Source organism: Pseudomonas serbica, from assembly GCF_028823535.1.
Classification (GTDB): domain Bacteria; phylum Pseudomonadota; class Gammaproteobacteria; order Pseudomonadales; family Pseudomonadaceae; genus Aquipseudomonas; species Aquipseudomonas serbica.
The window spans coordinates 58,843-73,809 of sequence record NZ_JAQIYM010000004.1; the positions used below are offsets into that span (position 1 = coordinate 58,843).

Sequence of the window (14,967 nt, forward strand, 5' to 3'; positions counted from 1 at the left end):
CCGCCATGGTGTTCAGCCCAACAGCCAATGGCCCAGCAACCCCAGCACGCCAATCGCCAAGACCGGCCTCATTACCCGATATGCCTTGGGATGACGGCGCTTGCACTGCTTGATCGCTCCACTGAACCTGTCGCTGAACTGCTTGCTCCAGGCATAGGCCTGGTTGATCCCGCCCACCCGCTCGTGCGCAAGATTCTGCGGCGCGGTGGCACGCCCCAGCAGCCCGCTGATCCAGCAGTTGATGCGGGTGATCATACGGTTACTGAGCGGTCGCTCGATGTCGCAAAAGAGGATGACCCGGGTCTTGTCGGTTTCGTTCTTGACCCAGTGCACATAGGTTTCGTCGAACATCACGTCTTCACCATCACGCCAGGCGTAGCCCTGACCGTCGACGAAGATGCGGCAAGCGTCGGAATTGGGCGTCGACAATCCCAGGTGGTAACGCAACGAGCCGGCGAATGGATCGCGGTGCGGATTGAGATGACTGCCACCCGGCAGCAAGGCAAACATCGCCCCCTTGACATTGGGAATGGCGCTGAGCAGCGCCACGGTCTTCGGGCACAGCAATTCGGCCGAGGGCAAGGGTTCGTCGTACCACTTGAGGTAGAAGCGCTTCCAGCCTTTCTTGAAAAAGGAACCGAATCCGGCATCGTTGTTTTTTTCCGCAGCGCGGATGTAACCCTCGTCAAACAGGTGCATCGCTTCGTCGCGGATAACTTGCCAATTGTCCTTGAGCACGTCCAGTTCGGGAAACCGGGTGCGGTCCAGATAGGGTTTTGAAGGCACGCTGGAAAACAGATACATCAAGGCGTTATAGGGCGCGAACAGGGCTGAATGGTTGACGAACTGACGCAAGACCGGCAAACGCGCCTTCCCCCGCAAATGCACATAGAGGGTACTGCCCAGAAACAGCAGCAACAACGACGCTTTCGCGGCAACCGAAACGCTCATCAACAACTCCTTGATCGATAGACATCTACGCTACGCCATTCCCCGACGCAGCCATTGGCATGATAAACACTACCAACCACGGGAAAAACCCGTGTTGTCCGACATAGAGTATTAAGGAATGCGTAACAAAGCATTTCTTAACATAAGGTGGCTGAACGCTTGCTGATGCGCGTCAGTTACACCCGGTGGAGAAGGGGCTCCCCTTCTCCATCACTCAGCCTTCCCCGCCTGTTACTGCTGGTTCTCCTGCTCGGTAAACAGATCGCTGAACAGCATGCTCGACAAATAACGTTCACCGGAATCCGGAAGGATCACCACAATGGTCTTGCCCTGCATTTCCGGGGTCTCCGCCAGGCGTACCGCCACGGCCATCGCGGCGCCGCAGGAGATGCCGCACAGGATGCCTTCTTCCTGCATCAAGCGCAGGGCCATGGCCTTGGACTCCTCGTCGGTGACCAGCTCCACCCGGTCGACGATCGACAGGTCGAGGTTTTTCGGCACGAAACCGGCGCCGATACCCTGGATCTTGTGCGGGCTCGGCTTGATTTCTTCACCGGCCAACGCCTGGGAAATCACCGGTGATACGGCGGGCTCCACCGCCACCGAGACGATAGGTTTGCCCTGGGTATTCTTGATATACCGCGAAACGCCGGTAATGGTTCCGCCTGTTCCGACACCGGCCACCAGGACATCCACGGCACCATCGGTATCGTTCCAGATTTCCGGCCCTGTGGTTTTTTCGTGAATGGCCGGGTTGGCCGGATTGTCGAACTGCGCCGGCATGAAATAGCGGGCCGGATCACTGGCCACTATTTCACCGGCCTTCTCGATCGCGCCTTTCATGCCCTTGGCCGGCTCGGTCAGCACCAGTTCCGCCCCCAGTGCCTTGAGTACCTTGCGGCGTTCGATGCTCATGGATGCCGGCATGGTCAGCATCAATTTGTAACCACGGGCGGCGGCAACGAAGGCCAGGCCGATACCGGTGTTGCCGGAAGTCGGCTCGACGATGGTCATGCCCGGCTTGAGTTTGCCTGTGCTTTCGGCGTCCCAGATCATGTTGGCGCCAATTCGGCACTTGACCGAATAACCAGGGTTGCGCCCCTCTATCTTGGCCAGGATGGTGACGCCGCGCGGCGCGATACGGTTGATCTGCACCAACGGCGTGTTGCCGATGGAATGGGCATTGTCAGCGTAGATACGGCTCATGGCTGGGTCCTTAACGACAGCATTGAAATAGGGCATCAAGGTAAGCCTCTTGCCCTTGGGCGTCCAGTCAGGTCGAACGTCCGGGCAGCAGCGCAGTCAATGGCTTTAGAACGCCAGAGAATTACCACCATGAAACGTCGATACCGCTGGCCGTTGTGGAGCTTCGCCGGCCTCCTTGTGCTGTTGATTGCCCTGCACTTCGCCCTGCCCTACCTGGTGCGCGACTACCTCAATGACAGGTTGGCGAACATGGGCGATTACCGCGGCCAGATCACCGACGTGGACCTGGCGCTGTGGCGCGGAGCCTACAAGATCAACGGCCTGAAAATCGTCAAGGTCGAGGGCAAGGTGCCTGTGCCCTTCGTCAACGCGCCACTGATCGACCTTTCGGTCAGCTGGCATTCCCTGTGGTACGACCACGCGGTGGTTGCTGAGGTGATGTTCTTAAAGCCCGAAGTCAACTTCGTCGACGGCGGAGCCAATAAGCAAAACTCGCAAACCGGTGAAGGCACCGACTGGCGTGCCCAACTGGGTAAATTGCTGCCAATCACCCTGAATGAAGTGCGGATCAACGATGGCAAGATCAGCTTTCGCAACTTCAATTCCAAACCACCGGTGAACATGAATGCCACCAAGGTCGACCTGAGTATTTACAACCTCACCAACGTGGTCGATTCCAAAGGCAGGCGCGACGCCCGCTTCGAAGGCAAGGCGCTGCTGTTGGGGCACGCCCCTCTGGAAACCACGGCCACCTTCGATCCGCTGAGTAATTTCGAAGACTTCGAGTTTCGCATGCGGGCCCGGGACATTGAGCTCAAACGCATGAACGACTTTGCTTCGGCCTACGGAAAGTTCGATTTCAATGCCGGCCATGGTGATGTGGTCATCGAAGCCGAGGCGAAAAAAGCCAAATTGACGGGTTATATCAAACCGCTGCTCAGGGACGTCGACGTGTTCAACTGGCAACAGGACGTGGAAAACAAGGACAAGGGGATTTTTCGCTCCATTTGGGAGGCGATCGTCGGCGGCTCGGAAACCGTGCTGAAAAACCAGGGCAAGAATCAGTTTGCGACCCGCGTCGAACTCCGGGGCAACGTCCATCAAAAAAATATCAGCGCGTTCGAGGCGTTTTTGCAGATTTTACGCAATGGTTTCATTCAGGCATTCAATGCCCAGTATGAACGACCCAAGCCGGACGCCGGTTAACGTTGCCCATGACGGTGTAACGCCCGGTGTACTCGACAGATGCTGCGGGCGGCGGGCTGCGAGCGCATCCATATCGCCAAAATGGCGATAGCTCGATACTGGCCAGCCGCCAAGACTCGGTCAAGATGTGACGCTCCATTCAGAGACTGAATAAGCCGTCTGCGTTCACAGTCGACCGGACTGCGCGTTATAGTCGGGGCTGACTATTTTATTGCACCTTTTATTGCACCTTGCGCCCTGCCTCGCTCAGGCCGGCGTTACCGTTCGAGGATTAGCAGATGAAGTTCGAAGGCACCCAGGCCTACGTCGCCACCGATGACCTGAAGCTGGCGGTCAACGCCGCCATCACCCTGGAGCGGCCACTGCTGGTCAAGGGCGAACCAGGCACCGGCAAGACCATGCTCGCCGAGCAACTGGCCGACTCCTTTGGCGCCAAGCTGATCACCTGGCACATCAAGTCCACCACCAAGGCGCACCAGGGCCTCTATGAGTACGACGCCGTCAGCCGCCTGCGCGATTCGCAGCTCGGCACAGAGAAGGTCCACGACGTTCGCAACTACCTGAAAAAGGGCAAGCTCTGGGAAGCCTTCGAATCGGAAGAGCGGGTCATCCTGCTGATCGACGAAATCGACAAGGCCGACATCGAGTTCCCCAACGACCTGCTGCAAGAACTCGACAAGATGGAGTTCTACGTCTACGAGATCGACGAGACCATCAAGGCCAAGAAGCGCCCGATCATCATCATCACCTCCAACAACGAGAAAGAGCTGCCGGATGCCTTCCTGCGCCGCTGCTTCTTCCACTACATCGCTTTCCCGGATCGCACGACGATGCAGCGGATCGTCGACGTGCATTACCCGGACATCAAGAAAGACCTGGTCAGCGAAGCGCTGGATGTGTTCTTCGACGTGCGCAAGGTGCCAGGCCTGAAGAAAAAACCCTCGACTTCCGAACTGGTGGACTGGCTGAAGCTGCTGATGGCCGACAATATCGGCGAAGCGGTGCTGCGCGAACGCGATCCGACCAAGGCCATCCCGCCGCTGGCCGGCGCTTTGGTGAAGAACGAACAGGACGTGCAACTGCTGGAGCGTCTGGCGTTCATGAGCCGTCGCGGCACCCGCTAAGAGGCTGATGCCATGCTGCTCAACCTGTTCAATGAAATGCGCGCAGCCAAGGTACCGGTCTCGGTGCGCGAGCTGCTGGACCTGATCAACGCACTGAAACAGCGCGTGACCTTCGCCGACATGGACGAGTTCTATTACCTGTCCCGGGCGATCCTGGTGAAGGACGAAAAGCATTTCGACAAGTTCGACCGGGCCTTCGGGGCCTACTTCAATGGCCTGGAAAAGCTCGACGATCACCTGCAGGCGTTGATTCCGGAAGACTGGCTGCGCAAGGAGTTCGAGCGCTCGCTGACCGATGAAGAGCGCGCGGCGATCCAGTCCCTCGGCGGCCTCGACAAGCTGATCGAAGAATTCAAGAAACGCCTGGAAGAACAGAAGGAACGCCATGCCGGCGGCAACAAGTGGATCGGCACCGGTGGTACCAGCCCGTTCGGTTCCGGCGGTTTCAACCCGGAGGGCATTCGGGTCGGCGATGCCGGCAAGCGCCAGGGCAAGGCGGTGAAAGTCTGGGACCAGCGCGAGTACAAGAATCTCGACGATTCAGTCGAACTGGGCACGCGCAACATCAAGGTCGCCCTGCGCCGCTTGCGCAAGTTTGCTCGCCAGGGTGCGGCGGAGGAGCTGGACATCGATGGCACCATCGACCACACCGCCAAGGATGCCGGACTGCTGAACATCCAGATGCGGCCGGAGCGTCGTAACACCGTCAAATTGTTGCTGCTGTTCGATATCGGCGGCTCGATGGACGCCCACGTGAAGATCTGCGAAGAGCTGTTCTCGGCCTGCAAGACCGAGTTCAAGCATCTGGAGTATTTCTACTTCCACAACTTCATCTATGAATCGGTGTGGAAGAACAACATGCGTCGCACCTCAGAGCGCACCTCGACCATGGACCTGCTGCACAAGTACGGCGCCGACTACAAAGTGATCTTCATCGGCGACGCCGCCATGGCGCCTTACGAAATCACCCAGCCGGGTGGCAGCGTCGAGCACTGGAACGAAGAAGCCGGTTATGTCTGGATGCAGCGTTTCAAGGAGAAGTACAAGAAACTCATCTGGATCAACCCGTATCCAAAGGACACCTGGGGCTATACCTCATCGACCAACATCGTGCGGGATTTGATCGAGGACCAGATGTATCCGCTGACTCTTCGGGGGTTGGAGGAAGGGATGCGGTTTTTGTCCAAGTAGGACGCCGATCGTTCCCACGCTCTGCGTGGGAATGCATCAAGTGACGCTCCGCGTCACAGGGACGCGGAGCGTCCCGGGCGGCATTCCCACGCAGAGCGTGGGAACGATCATTGTGGGGTAAATCGGCGCAAATACTCGATCTGCTCCCGATGTGCGACTTCTTGTACAACTGGTTTAAGTCGAACCTGCGCCCCCGGCAGACACTGCGCCAGCCGCGCCAGCGCCAACGGCGTCAACGCCCCCAATCGCGGATAACCGCCAATGGTCTGCCGATCATTGAGCAACACAATCGGCTGTCCATCCGGCGGCACCTGCACCGCCCCCAACGGAATGCCCTCGGAAATCATCGGCTTGCCCTGGTACTGCAACGCCGTGCCCAGCAGACGAATGCCCATGCGATCAGCACGACTGTCGAGGCTCCATGCGCTGTTGAACGCATCGAACAGACTCTGCCCGCTGAACTCACCGATTTGCGCACCGAGCACCAGATCCAACGGCGCCTCAAGATTCAGATTTGGCCGCTGGTCTGCGGTCAACTCCCGCAACAACATCACTGAGTTGCCCGAATAGCTCAAGCTCGCCCCTTTGCCCAGCGCATGCCCCATGCCATCGAGTCCGCCGAGCTCCTCACGAACCACTGTTGCGCTGCTGCCCAACACCTTCGGCGCATCGAAGCCTCCCGGCGCGGCCAGGTAGGCACGGGCACCGAGCAATGGCTGGGTGAAATGCAAACGCTGCCCCTTTTGCAGCCTGAAGCTGCGCCACGGTGCCAGCGGTTCGCCGTCCACCTGCGCGCCAAGATCCGCCCCGGCCAAGGCCAGCACGCATTCTTCCTCGGCCACTACGGTAAACCCGCCGAGGGTGATTTCGATAACTGGCGCATCCAGCCCGTTACCCAGCAGCCAGTTGGCCCAGGACATCGAACGCCAATCAGCCGCGCCCCCCTGGGTCACGCCCAGGTGCCGCACGCCAAAACGACCGGCGTCTTGCAACAGGCACAGCGGTGTACTTGCTTCAATCGTCAGTCGGCTCATGCCTGGGCCTCCAGTGGCGTGTCGTCACCGCCCAGGTTGATGAATTCGGCATGACCGATCGCTTCGAAGCGCACGGTGTCGCCCGGTTGCATCAGGCTGTAGCCATCGCGGTTGCGGTCGAACAATTTGGCCGGGGTGCGACCGATCAGGTTCCAGCCGCCTGGCGATACCACCGGATAGGCAGCCGTCTGCCGTTCAGCAATGCCGACACTGCCAGCGGCGACTTTTTTGCGCGGCGTGCCCAGGCGCGGGGCGGCGAGGACTTCTTCCACCAGGCCCATGAACGCGAACCCCGGTGCGAAGCCCAGGGCGAACACCTGGTACTCGCGGGCGCTGTGGCAGCGGATCACCTCTTTGACCGCCAACCCACTGCGTTGCGACAACAAGCTCAATTCCGGCCCGACACTCAAGTCATACCACACCGGCAGCACATGACACTTGCCGGGAGTGCGCGCATTGGGCGACAAGTCGATCAACGCTTCGGCAATCAATTCCCGGGCCTGGCCCGGGCTCAGGCGGGTCAAGTCGTAATGCACCATCAAGGTCGTGTAGGACGGCACCAGGTCGATCAGCTGTTCACCGAACGCTGCTCGCAGACTTTCGCTGGCTGCGAGCATCCACGGCATGTTGGCTTCGGCGATCTCATCGAACAGACGCACCATCAGGCAATCGAGCGCGACCACTTCTACCCGCAGTTTCATGACGCGCCCTGCTGATTCAGGGCTTCACGAATGCGTCGCACGGCGGCCACCGAACTGGCGTTGTCGCCGTGCACGCACAGGGTATTGGCCTGCAGGTGCAAGGCGCTGCCGTCACTGGCAGTGAGGTCGTCGCCACGGGCAATGATCAACGCCTGCTCGATGATTGTTTCCGGATCATGATGCACTGCCCCTGGCAGTTGCCGCGACACCAGCCTGCCGGCGCTATCGTAGGCGCGGTCGGCGAAGGCTTCGAACCACAGGGTCACACCGTACTCCTCGCCCAACTGCTGCGCGGCGCTGTTATCACGGGTGGCCATCAGCATCAACGGCAGGCTGCGGTCATAGGACGCCACGGCCTGCAGCACCGCGCGTAGTTGCGCCGGGTTGGCCATCATGTCGTTGTACATCGCGCCATGGGGCTTGACGTAGCTGACCCGCCCACCCTGGGCCCGGCAGATGCCGTCGAGGGCGCCGATCTGGTAATGCAGGATGTCCTGCAGTTCCTGGGTGGCATAGGCCATGGAACGGCGGCCGAAACCGACCAGATCCTGATAGGCCGGGTGGGCGCCGATCTGCACGCCGTGGCTGAGGGCCAGGCTGACGGTCTTGCGCATGATGCTCGGGTCGCCGGCATGGAAGCCGCAGGCGATGTTGGCGCAATCGATGAAGGGCATGACTTCCGCGTCCAGACCCATGGTCCAGTTGCCAAAGCTTTCGCCAATGTCGCAGTTCAATAGCAGGCGGCTCACGCTGAACACTCCTGTAGGCATTATTCTTTTTAGCTGTGGGACATATCCGTATGACACGCCCCGCAGGTTACCAGTTACTGGGCGTCGAGTTGCTTGCCACGGGTTTCCGGGAGGCTCAGGGCTGCGAGGATCACCACGCCGTAGGACACCGCCGCAAAGGCACCGATGCCGACACTCAGCGGTACCGTCTGGCTGAGCAGGCCGATCAGCAGCGGGAACAATGCCGCCAGCGCCCGGCCGATGTTGTAGCAGAAGCCTTGGCCCGAACCCCGAATGCGCGTAGGGAACAGCTCGGTCAGGAACGCACCCATGCCACTGAAGATGCCCGAGGCAAAGAAGCCCAGCGGAAAGCCCAGCCACAGCATCACACCGTTGCTGACCGGCATTTGCGTGTACAGCAGCACAATGGTGAACGAACCGACAGCGAACAGGATGAAGTTCTTTTTGCGACCGAGAATGTCGGTCAGATAAGCGCTGATGACATAACCAACGTAGGAACCGACGATCACCATCGCCAGATAACCGCCGGTACCGAGTACGCTCAAGCCGCGTTCGTTCTTCAGGAAGGTCGGCAGCCAGGAGGTGATGGCGTAGTAACCACCCAGCGCACCGGTGGTCAGCAGCGAAGCGCGAATCGTGGTGAAGAGCATGCCGGGCGCGAAGATCTCGTAGAACTTCGACGGGTTGCTGGGTTCCTGTTTGGCCTTGGCTTCGCGGTAGATTTCCGGGTCCTTGACCAGGCGGCGAACGAAGATCACGAAAATCGCCGGCACGATGCCGAGAATGAACAGCGCACGCCAGGCGTCTTCCGGCGGCATGATCGAGAACAGCAGCGCATACAGGATCGCGGTCAGGCCCCAGCCCAGCGCCCAGCCCGATTGCACCATGCCGACGGCCTTGCCGCGGTCCTGGGCGCGGATGACTTCACCGATCAGCACAGCGCCGGCGGTCCACTCGCCGCCGAAACCAAAGCCCATCAGGGTCCGCGCAATCAGCAGTTGTTCGTAGCTTTGGGCGAAACCGCAAAGGAAGGTGAAGAAGGCAAACCACAGCACCGTCAGTTGCAAGGTGCGCACGCGACCGATGCGGTCGGAGAGAATTCCCGCCACCCAGCCACCGATGGCCGAAGCGATCAGCGTGCTGGTGTGAATCAGCCCGGCCTGGCCAGTGGTGATGCCCCACATGGCAATCAGGGTCGGCACCACGAAGCTGAGCATCTGGGTGTCCATGCCATCCAGGCCATAGCCGATCTTGCAGCTCCAGAAGGTGCGGCGTTCCTGCTGATTGATGTTGCGGTACCAGTCGAAAGGTCCCGGGCGAGCCGTGGCTTTCGGAATGACGGTGGTGTCGGGCGCACTCATGGCAAATCTCCGCGCTGATTTTATTGGTATTGTTCTGAGCCCCGACGACGCCTATCGTGGGAACCGGATGTGCCGATTTTTGGACGCGCCAGCGCTCTGCGTCCAACTAATAAAAACCCGCCCTAGCCATAAGAAAAACTTGATCACATGAACCTGAAGTTTCTCGAGACCTTCGTCTGGGTCGCCCGGCTCAAGAGTTTCCGCCTCACCGCCGACAAGCTCTTCACCACCCAGGCGTCGATTTCCAGCCGCATCGCCGTGCTCGAAGGCGAGCTTGGGGTAAAGCTGTTCCTGCGCGATTCACGGGGTGTGAGCCTGACGCCCGAAGGTTTGAAAGTGCTCGAATACGCCGAGCAGATGATGGACACCATGCAAGCGCTCAAGCAGTCGATCGAAACCCGTTCCTGCAAGGCCGGGCGCGTGCGCATCGGTGTGATGGACACGGTGATCCACACCTGGCTGAGCCCGTTGGTGGCGCAGATGACCGATCACTATCCGCTGGTGGAAATCGAACTGGTGGCCGATACCTCGCTGAACCTCTGCGATCAGCTGCAAAAAGGCTTTCTCGATGTGATCCTGCAAACCGACCTGCTGCGCCAGGAAAGCGTGCGCAGCCTGGAACTGGCCAGCCACCCCATGGGCTGGATCGTCGCCAGCAACTCGCTCTACAACCGCGATTACTCAGGCATCGCCGACCTCGCCAATGAGCGGATCATCACCTACTCGAAAAACTCCCATCCCCATCAGGAAGTGCTCGCGCTGATGCAGGCCAATGGCGTGATTGCGCCTCGGCTGAACTGCGTGAATTCGGTCTCGGCGATCACTCGCCTGCTGCGCGACGGCTTCGGCATCGGTGCATTGCCCCCGGTACTGGTGGCCGAGGAACTGGCGCGGGGTGAATTGACCTTGCTGGACATCGACCAGCGACCACCGGACCTGCAAGTGGTGGTGTCGTGGCGGGTCGGCGTGGAATGGGTCGAGGAGATTGTGGCGTTGTGTCAGCAGGTGCTGGAGGGGTATGCACGCCGGGTGGGTGAAGACTACATCGTTTTGAATCGCTGAAGATCCTGTAGGAGCTGGCTTGCCAGCGAAGGCGCAATGCCTGACACACCGCATCGCTTGATTCGCTAGCAAGCCAGCTCCTACAAACCGCGCAAATCCCGCTCTTCGATCGGCCGGCTCTGACGCAAACGCTTGCCGCCCAACACCACCCAGTCGATCAGGCGGAACAGGCACTCGATCCCGAACGACAGCAGCAACGCGCCGCTCATGCCCCAGATCATCGCCTCCGGGGTCAGCAGGATCTGGTAGCTGTAGCCATTCCAGGTTTCCTTGCGAATGTCCGCGTCCGCAGCCAGCACCACTTGCAGGAAGCGGATGTACCACGGCCCCTGCATCGCCTGGAACTGCTTGTCCAGCGCCACCTGGCGGGTCAGCAGGTTGCCCAGGCTGTCGGCGTCGCTGCGAAAGATCGGGTCTTCACTGGCGCGGTAGTGGGCGACCAATGCCTGCATGTCGCCCTTGAAGAACTGATTGGCCGTGTTCTGGAACCCGCTCAACCCGGCCTGCGCTTCAATCAGGTGCGCTTCGACCCGCTTGGCATAATCGTTGATGAACCCCGGCACCTGGACACCGATCAACAGGCCCGCCGCAAACAACACCAGCCGTAGATAACTGAGCAACATGGGGATGATCCTTATGCGGTCCTGCCCTGGCTGACGCATTCGCCGCGTCGCCACAGGCTCCATTGGCCTGGCTCGTAGCGGGTCCAGGTTTCATTTTCGGTCAAGGGTTCGGTGGCGATCACCGTGACCACGTCATTGGGCGTGGTTTCGGCCTGGAAGTCGACGATCACATCGACGTCCTTCAGGCGCGCCGGGCCGAACGGGGCTCGACGGGTGATCTGCGCCAGCTTGGTCGAGCAATAGCAGAACAGCCAGTCGCCATCGCTGAGCAGGCAATTGAACACGCCCTTGCTGCGGTATTCGGCGCAGGCGGCGACCAGGTCCGGCAGCAGTTCTTCAACCTCCACCGGCTCGGGAAAGGCCGCCCGCACGCGGTTGAGCAAGTCACAGAACGCCGCTTCGCTGTCGGTATCGCCAACGGGGCGGTAGAAGCTGGCCGTGGGCTGAAAATCCGCCAGTTGGCCATTATGGGCAAAACACCAGTTACGGCCCCACAACTCGCGCACGAAGGGATGGGTATTGGACAGGCAGACCTTGCCGACGTTGGCCTGGCGGATATGCCCAATCACCACTTCGCTCTTGATCGGGTAGCGTTGCACCAGGTTAGCCACTTCCGACTCGCAGCTCGCCGCCGGGTCCTGGAACAGGCGCAAGCCCCGGCCTTCGTAGAAAGCGATGCCCCAGCCGTCACGGTGCGGACCGGTACGCCCACCGCGCTGCATCAGCCCGGTGAAGCTGAACACGATATCGGTCGGGACATTGGCGCTCATGCCCAATAGCTCACACATGCTCGGACTCTCGCTTCATGGCAGGGACACGGTTACAGACGGGGTTCGACGCGCATCCGCTGGGGATTGCCCGGCACAGGCGGACGACCGTAGCGATCATCGCCGGCACCGCCGAAAGGGTGGTCCTCTTCCGGCTCGTCGGCGCGGGCAGCAGCCTGGGCCGCGGCGGCCTGTTCCCGGCGGGCCTTGGCGCCGCGTTCGAGCATGAAACGCGCCCCCGCGAACACCAGGTAGATACCAAAAGCGATCATGGCGTACATCAACAGGTCGGAAATCGCCCGCCACGCGTTGTTGCCGACCTTGAACAACAGGTCAAGGGCGGTGATGGCAAGGGCCGGGGCCACTTTTTCCTTCACCGGGTCGATGATGGTCGGGCTGAACAGCAGCACCGCCACCAGTAAACGCAGGGGTTCGCGCAGCCAGCGCCACATCCAGCGGGTGATGCGCATCCACACCAGCAGGCAGCCCAAGGCGGCAAAGGCGTAGAGGCCCCAAGCGATCAGATAGTCGTTCTCGGTCATGGTGTCCATGGCAAGGCAGGCAAAGAGGCGCTTATGATAACGGCTTTTCGTCCATCAGGCTGCCCAAATCCAGCCAGCAACTCACGACCCCTGTGGGAGCGGGCTTGTTCGCGAAAGCGGTGTGTCAGTCAACAGAGATGTTGAATTTGCTGACCCCTTCGTCGGAGCGCCGCCCGGAGCAAGCCCGCTCCCACAGGTTGTGAACCCCCTATTCAGTAAACTGTTCGAGAGACTTTCATGCCCCTATCCGCCAACGTTTCCGACGCCCCGATCGCCCGCAAGGCCGAAGGACCCGACCCGTACGCCTGGCTGCAGGAGCGCGACAGCGCAGCGGTGCTCGACTATCTCAAGGCTGAAAACCGCTATCAGGAAGCGCAAACCGCCGATCAGGCCGGGTTACGTGAAACCCTGTTCGAGGAGATCAAGGGCCGGATTCTCGAAACCGACCTGTCCCTGCCCTCGCCGTGGGGACCGTACCTGTATTACACGCGCACCACGGCCGGCGACGAGTATGCCCGTCACTACCGCTGCCCGCGCCCGGCCGACGACAGCCTGGTCCTCGACGAAAGCCGTGAGCAACTGCTGCTGGACCCTAACGAACTGGCCAAAGGCGGTTTCTTTTCCCTCGGCGCGTTCAGCATCAGCCCCGATCATCAACGCCTGGCCTACAGCGTCGATTCCACTGGCGATGAGATCTACACGCTGTTCGTCAAGGAATTGTCCGACGGGCGCGTCAGTGAACTGGAGTTCCAGGACTGCGACGGCAGCATGACCTGGGCCAACGACAGCCTGACCCTGTTTTTCGGCGAACTGGACGACACTCACCGTCCGCACAAGCTGTTGCGGTACCGCCTGGATGGCACGGCGGCCGAAGAAGTGTTCCATGAAACGGACGGCCGCTTCTTCATGCATTGCTACCGTTCGAGCTCCGAACAGCAATTGCTGCTGTCCGTGGGCAGCAAGACCACCAGCGAAGCCTGGGTGCTCGACGCCAATCTCCCGCACCTGCCCTTTACCTGCGTGGCGCCCCGCCAGGAAAACCATGAGTACGATGTTGACCACGGCGCGCTCGACGGCCAATGGACCTGGTTCATCCGGACCAATCGCGACGGCATCAACTTTGCCTTGTACACCGCCGTCGATACCGGCGTGGCGCCGACCGAAGCCGATTGGCAGAACCTGATTCCCCATAGCGACACGGTGATGATCGATGGCATGAGCCTGAACGCGGGCGCCATGACCCTGAGCCTGCGGGTCGGCGGTTTGCCGGTGATCGAGGTTCACCCGCAGGACCTGCCGAGCTATCGGGTGCAACTGCCGGACGCAGCCTACAGCCTGCACGTGCAGAACAGCCTGGAATTCGTCAGCGAGCGGATACGCCTGCGCTACGAAGCGTTGAACCGTCCGGCGCAAATCCGCCAGCTGGAACTGGTCAGCGGCGAGCAGAAAGTGCTCAAGCAAACCCCGGTGCTGGGCCCGTTCGACGCCGACGCCTACGTCAGCCAGCGCTTGTGGGCAACGGCGCCCGATGGCACGCAAGTGCCGATCAGCCTGGTGGTCAAGCGCGAAGCACTCGGCAAGCCGGTTCCGCTTTACCTGTACGGCTACGGCGCCTATGGCGAAAGCCTCGACCCGTGGTTCTCCCACGCGCGCCTGAGCCTGCTCGATCGCGGCATGGCGTTCGCCATCGCTCACGTTCGCGGCGGCGGTGAACTGGGCGAAGCCTGGTATCGCGCCGGCAAGCAGGAGCACAAGCAGAATACCTTCAGCGACTTCATTGCCTGCGCCGAACACCTGATCGCCAATGGCCTGACCACCGCGCCGCAACTGGCGATCAGCGGGGGCAGCGCCGGCGGCCTGCTGATCGGGGCAGTGCTTAATCAGCGGCCGCAGCTGTTTGGCGCGGCGATCGCCGAAGTGCCGTTCGTCGATGTGCTCAACACCATGCTCGACCCGGAGCTGCCCTTGACCGTTACCGAATACGACGAGTGGGGCAATCCTGAAGAGCCGCACGTGCATGATCGGATCAATGCTTATGCGCCTTACGAAAACGTCACCGCGCAAGCCTATCCGCCGACTCTGGTGATCGCTGGCTACAACGACAGTCGCGTGCAGTATTGGGAAGCGGCCAAATGGGTGGCGAAATTGCGCGCCACCAAGACCGACAACAATCCATTGCTGCTCAAGACCGAACTGGGCGCCGGCCATGGCGGGATGAGCGGTCGATACCAGGGATTGCGTGACGTAGCGCTCGAATATGCATTTTTGTTCAAGGTGTTGGGGGTTGCCTGAGGAACTTGGCTGGGTGCGCGGGTCTTAATCGCGCACAACGCAAGCCGATACAACACTGACCCACCTGTGGGAGCGGGCTTGCTCGCGAAGGCGATTTTTCAGTCAACCTCTGTGTTGAGTATTTTGGCCGCTTCGCGAGCAAGCCCGCTTCCACAGGG

14 protein-coding genes are annotated in these 14,967 nt (G+C 60.5%); 5 read left to right on the forward strand and 9 right to left on the reverse strand.

What is annotated here, in order from left to right:
* Positions 1-12: 12 nt before the first annotated feature.
* Entirely contained in the window at positions 13-951 is a 939-nt protein-coding gene (locus NQL71_RS07185) for an aspartyl/asparaginyl beta-hydroxylase domain-containing protein (protein WP_046816795.1), read from the reverse strand.
* 231 nt (positions 952-1,182) lie between these two features.
* The gene (gene cysK / locus NQL71_RS07190) at positions 1,183-2,157 is read right to left on the reverse strand and encodes a cysteine synthase A (protein WP_046816794.1); all 975 of its coding nucleotides are present in this window, start codon (positions 2,155-2,157) and stop codon (positions 1,183-1,185) included.
* Positions 2,158-2,256: 99 nt separating this feature from the next.
* Here cysK and NQL71_RS07195 point away from each other — a divergent pair, with 99 nt between their 5' ends.
* From NQL71_RS07195 to NQL71_RS07205, 3 genes are all read left to right on the forward strand, one after another.
* On the forward strand, positions 2,257-3,363 hold the full coding sequence (locus tag NQL71_RS07195) for a DUF748 domain-containing protein (RefSeq protein WP_444875453.1): 1,107 nt from the start codon (positions 2,257-2,259) through the stop codon (positions 3,361-3,363).
* 278 nt (positions 3,364-3,641) lie between these two features.
* Complete coding sequence (locus tag NQL71_RS07200) at positions 3,642-4,487, forward strand: AAA family ATPase (RefSeq protein ID WP_046816792.1); 846 nt, start codon at positions 3,642-3,644, stop codon at positions 4,485-4,487.
* A gap of 12 nt (positions 4,488-4,499) precedes the next feature.
* Positions 4,500-5,678 carry a vWA domain-containing protein gene (locus NQL71_RS07205; protein WP_046816791.1) on the forward strand — a complete coding sequence of 393 codons (1,179 nt, stop codon included), beginning with the start codon at positions 4,500-4,502 and terminating at the stop codon, positions 5,676-5,678.
* A gap of 107 nt (positions 5,679-5,785) precedes the next feature.
* On the opposite strand, the gene NQL71_RS07210 is transcribed toward NQL71_RS07205, so the two are convergent.
* From NQL71_RS07210 to NQL71_RS07225, 4 genes are all read right to left on the reverse strand, one after another.
* Positions 5,786-6,712 (reverse strand): 5-oxoprolinase subunit C family protein, encoded by a 927-nt coding sequence (locus tag NQL71_RS07210; protein WP_274642468.1) that lies wholly within the window; start codon positions 6,710-6,712, stop codon positions 5,786-5,788.
* The gene (locus tag NQL71_RS07215) at positions 6,709-7,413 is read right to left on the reverse strand and encodes a 5-oxoprolinase subunit B family protein (protein ID WP_046816789.1); all 705 of its coding nucleotides are present in this window, start codon (positions 7,411-7,413) and stop codon (positions 6,709-6,711) included. Before NQL71_RS07215 ends, NQL71_RS07210 begins: the two co-directional genes overlap by 4 nt.
* On the reverse strand, positions 7,410-8,162 hold the full coding sequence (locus NQL71_RS07220) for a 5-oxoprolinase subunit PxpA (RefSeq protein ID WP_046816788.1): 753 nt from the start codon (positions 8,160-8,162) through the stop codon (positions 7,410-7,412). Before NQL71_RS07220 ends, NQL71_RS07215 begins: the two co-directional genes overlap by 4 nt.
* Before the next feature lie 74 nt (positions 8,163-8,236).
* Positions 8,237-9,523, reverse strand: a complete 1,287-nt coding sequence (locus NQL71_RS07225; protein WP_077184155.1) for an MFS transporter — start codon at positions 9,521-9,523, stop codon at positions 8,237-8,239.
* A 147-nt stretch (positions 9,524-9,670) separates the two neighbouring features.
* On the opposite strand from NQL71_RS07225, the gene NQL71_RS07230 reads away from it, so the two are divergent.
* Entirely contained in the window at positions 9,671-10,585 is a 915-nt protein-coding gene (locus NQL71_RS07230; RefSeq protein ID WP_046816786.1) for a LysR family transcriptional regulator, read from the forward strand.
* 80 nt (positions 10,586-10,665) lie between these two features.
* Here the strand turns inward: NQL71_RS07230 and NQL71_RS07235 are convergent, their stop codons facing one another.
* Genes NQL71_RS07235 through NQL71_RS07245 form a run of 3 tightly spaced genes read right to left on the reverse strand, consistent with a single transcriptional unit; the run spans position 10,666 to position 12,526 of the window.
* The gene (locus NQL71_RS07235) at positions 10,666-11,208 is read right to left on the reverse strand and encodes a DUF2937 family protein (RefSeq protein WP_046816785.1); all 543 of its coding nucleotides are present in this window, start codon (positions 11,206-11,208) and stop codon (positions 10,666-10,668) included.
* 11 nt (positions 11,209-11,219) lie between these two features.
* Positions 11,220-11,996, reverse strand: coding sequence for a class II glutamine amidotransferase (locus NQL71_RS07240; RefSeq protein WP_046816784.1), 777 nt, complete (start codon positions 11,994-11,996; stop codon positions 11,220-11,222).
* A 32-nt stretch (positions 11,997-12,028) separates the two neighbouring features.
* Entirely contained in the window at positions 12,029-12,526 is a 498-nt protein-coding gene (locus tag NQL71_RS07245; protein ID WP_046816783.1) for a hypothetical protein, read from the reverse strand.
* Positions 12,527-12,754: 228 nt separating this feature from the next.
* Between NQL71_RS07245 and NQL71_RS07250 the strand changes: the two genes are divergently transcribed.
* Positions 12,755-14,809, forward strand: a complete 2,055-nt coding sequence (locus tag NQL71_RS07250) for a S9 family peptidase (protein ID WP_274642469.1) — start codon at positions 12,755-12,757, stop codon at positions 14,807-14,809.
* The last annotated feature ends 158 nt before the right edge of the window (positions 14,810-14,967 follow it).

What these genes read in the sequence shown, in the direction of transcription:
- NQL71_RS07185 (WP_046816795.1), bottom strand. Translation starts at nt 951, where the DNA reads ATGAGCGTTTCGGTTGCCGCGAAAGCGTCGTTGTTGCTGCTGTTTCTG.
- cysK (WP_046816794.1), bottom strand. Translation starts at nt 2,157, where the DNA reads ATGAGCCGTATCTACGCTGACAATGCCCATTCCATCGGCAACACGCCG.
- NQL71_RS07195 (WP_444875453.1), top strand. Translation starts at nt 2,257, where the DNA reads ATGGCTTTAGAACGCCAGAGAATTACCACCATGAAACGTCGATACCGC.
- NQL71_RS07200 (WP_046816792.1), top strand. Translation starts at nt 3,642, where the DNA reads ATGAAGTTCGAAGGCACCCAGGCCTACGTCGCCACCGATGACCTGAAG.
- NQL71_RS07205 (WP_046816791.1), top strand. Translation starts at nt 4,500, where the DNA reads ATGCTGCTCAACCTGTTCAATGAAATGCGCGCAGCCAAGGTACCGGTC.
- NQL71_RS07210 (WP_274642468.1), bottom strand. Translation starts at nt 6,712, where the DNA reads ATGAGCCGACTGACGATTGAAGCAAGTACACCGCTGTGCCTGTTGCAA.
- NQL71_RS07215 (WP_046816789.1), bottom strand. Translation starts at nt 7,413, where the DNA reads ATGAAACTGCGGGTAGAAGTGGTCGCGCTCGATTGCCTGATGGTGCGT.
- NQL71_RS07225 (WP_077184155.1), bottom strand. Translation starts at nt 9,523, where the DNA reads ATGAGTGCGCCCGACACCACCGTCATTCCGAAAGCCACGGCTCGCCCG.
- NQL71_RS07230 (WP_046816786.1), top strand. Translation starts at nt 9,671, where the DNA reads ATGAACCTGAAGTTTCTCGAGACCTTCGTCTGGGTCGCCCGGCTCAAG.
- NQL71_RS07235 (WP_046816785.1), bottom strand. Translation starts at nt 11,208, where the DNA reads ATGTTGCTCAGTTATCTACGGCTGGTGTTGTTTGCGGCGGGCCTGTTG.
- NQL71_RS07240 (WP_046816784.1), bottom strand. Translation starts at nt 11,996, where the DNA reads ATGTGTGAGCTATTGGGCATGAGCGCCAATGTCCCGACCGATATCGTG.
- NQL71_RS07245 (WP_046816783.1), bottom strand. Translation starts at nt 12,526, where the DNA reads ATGGACACCATGACCGAGAACGACTATCTGATCGCTTGGGGCCTCTAC.
- NQL71_RS07250 (WP_274642469.1), top strand. Translation starts at nt 12,755, where the DNA reads ATGCCCCTATCCGCCAACGTTTCCGACGCCCCGATCGCCCGCAAGGCC.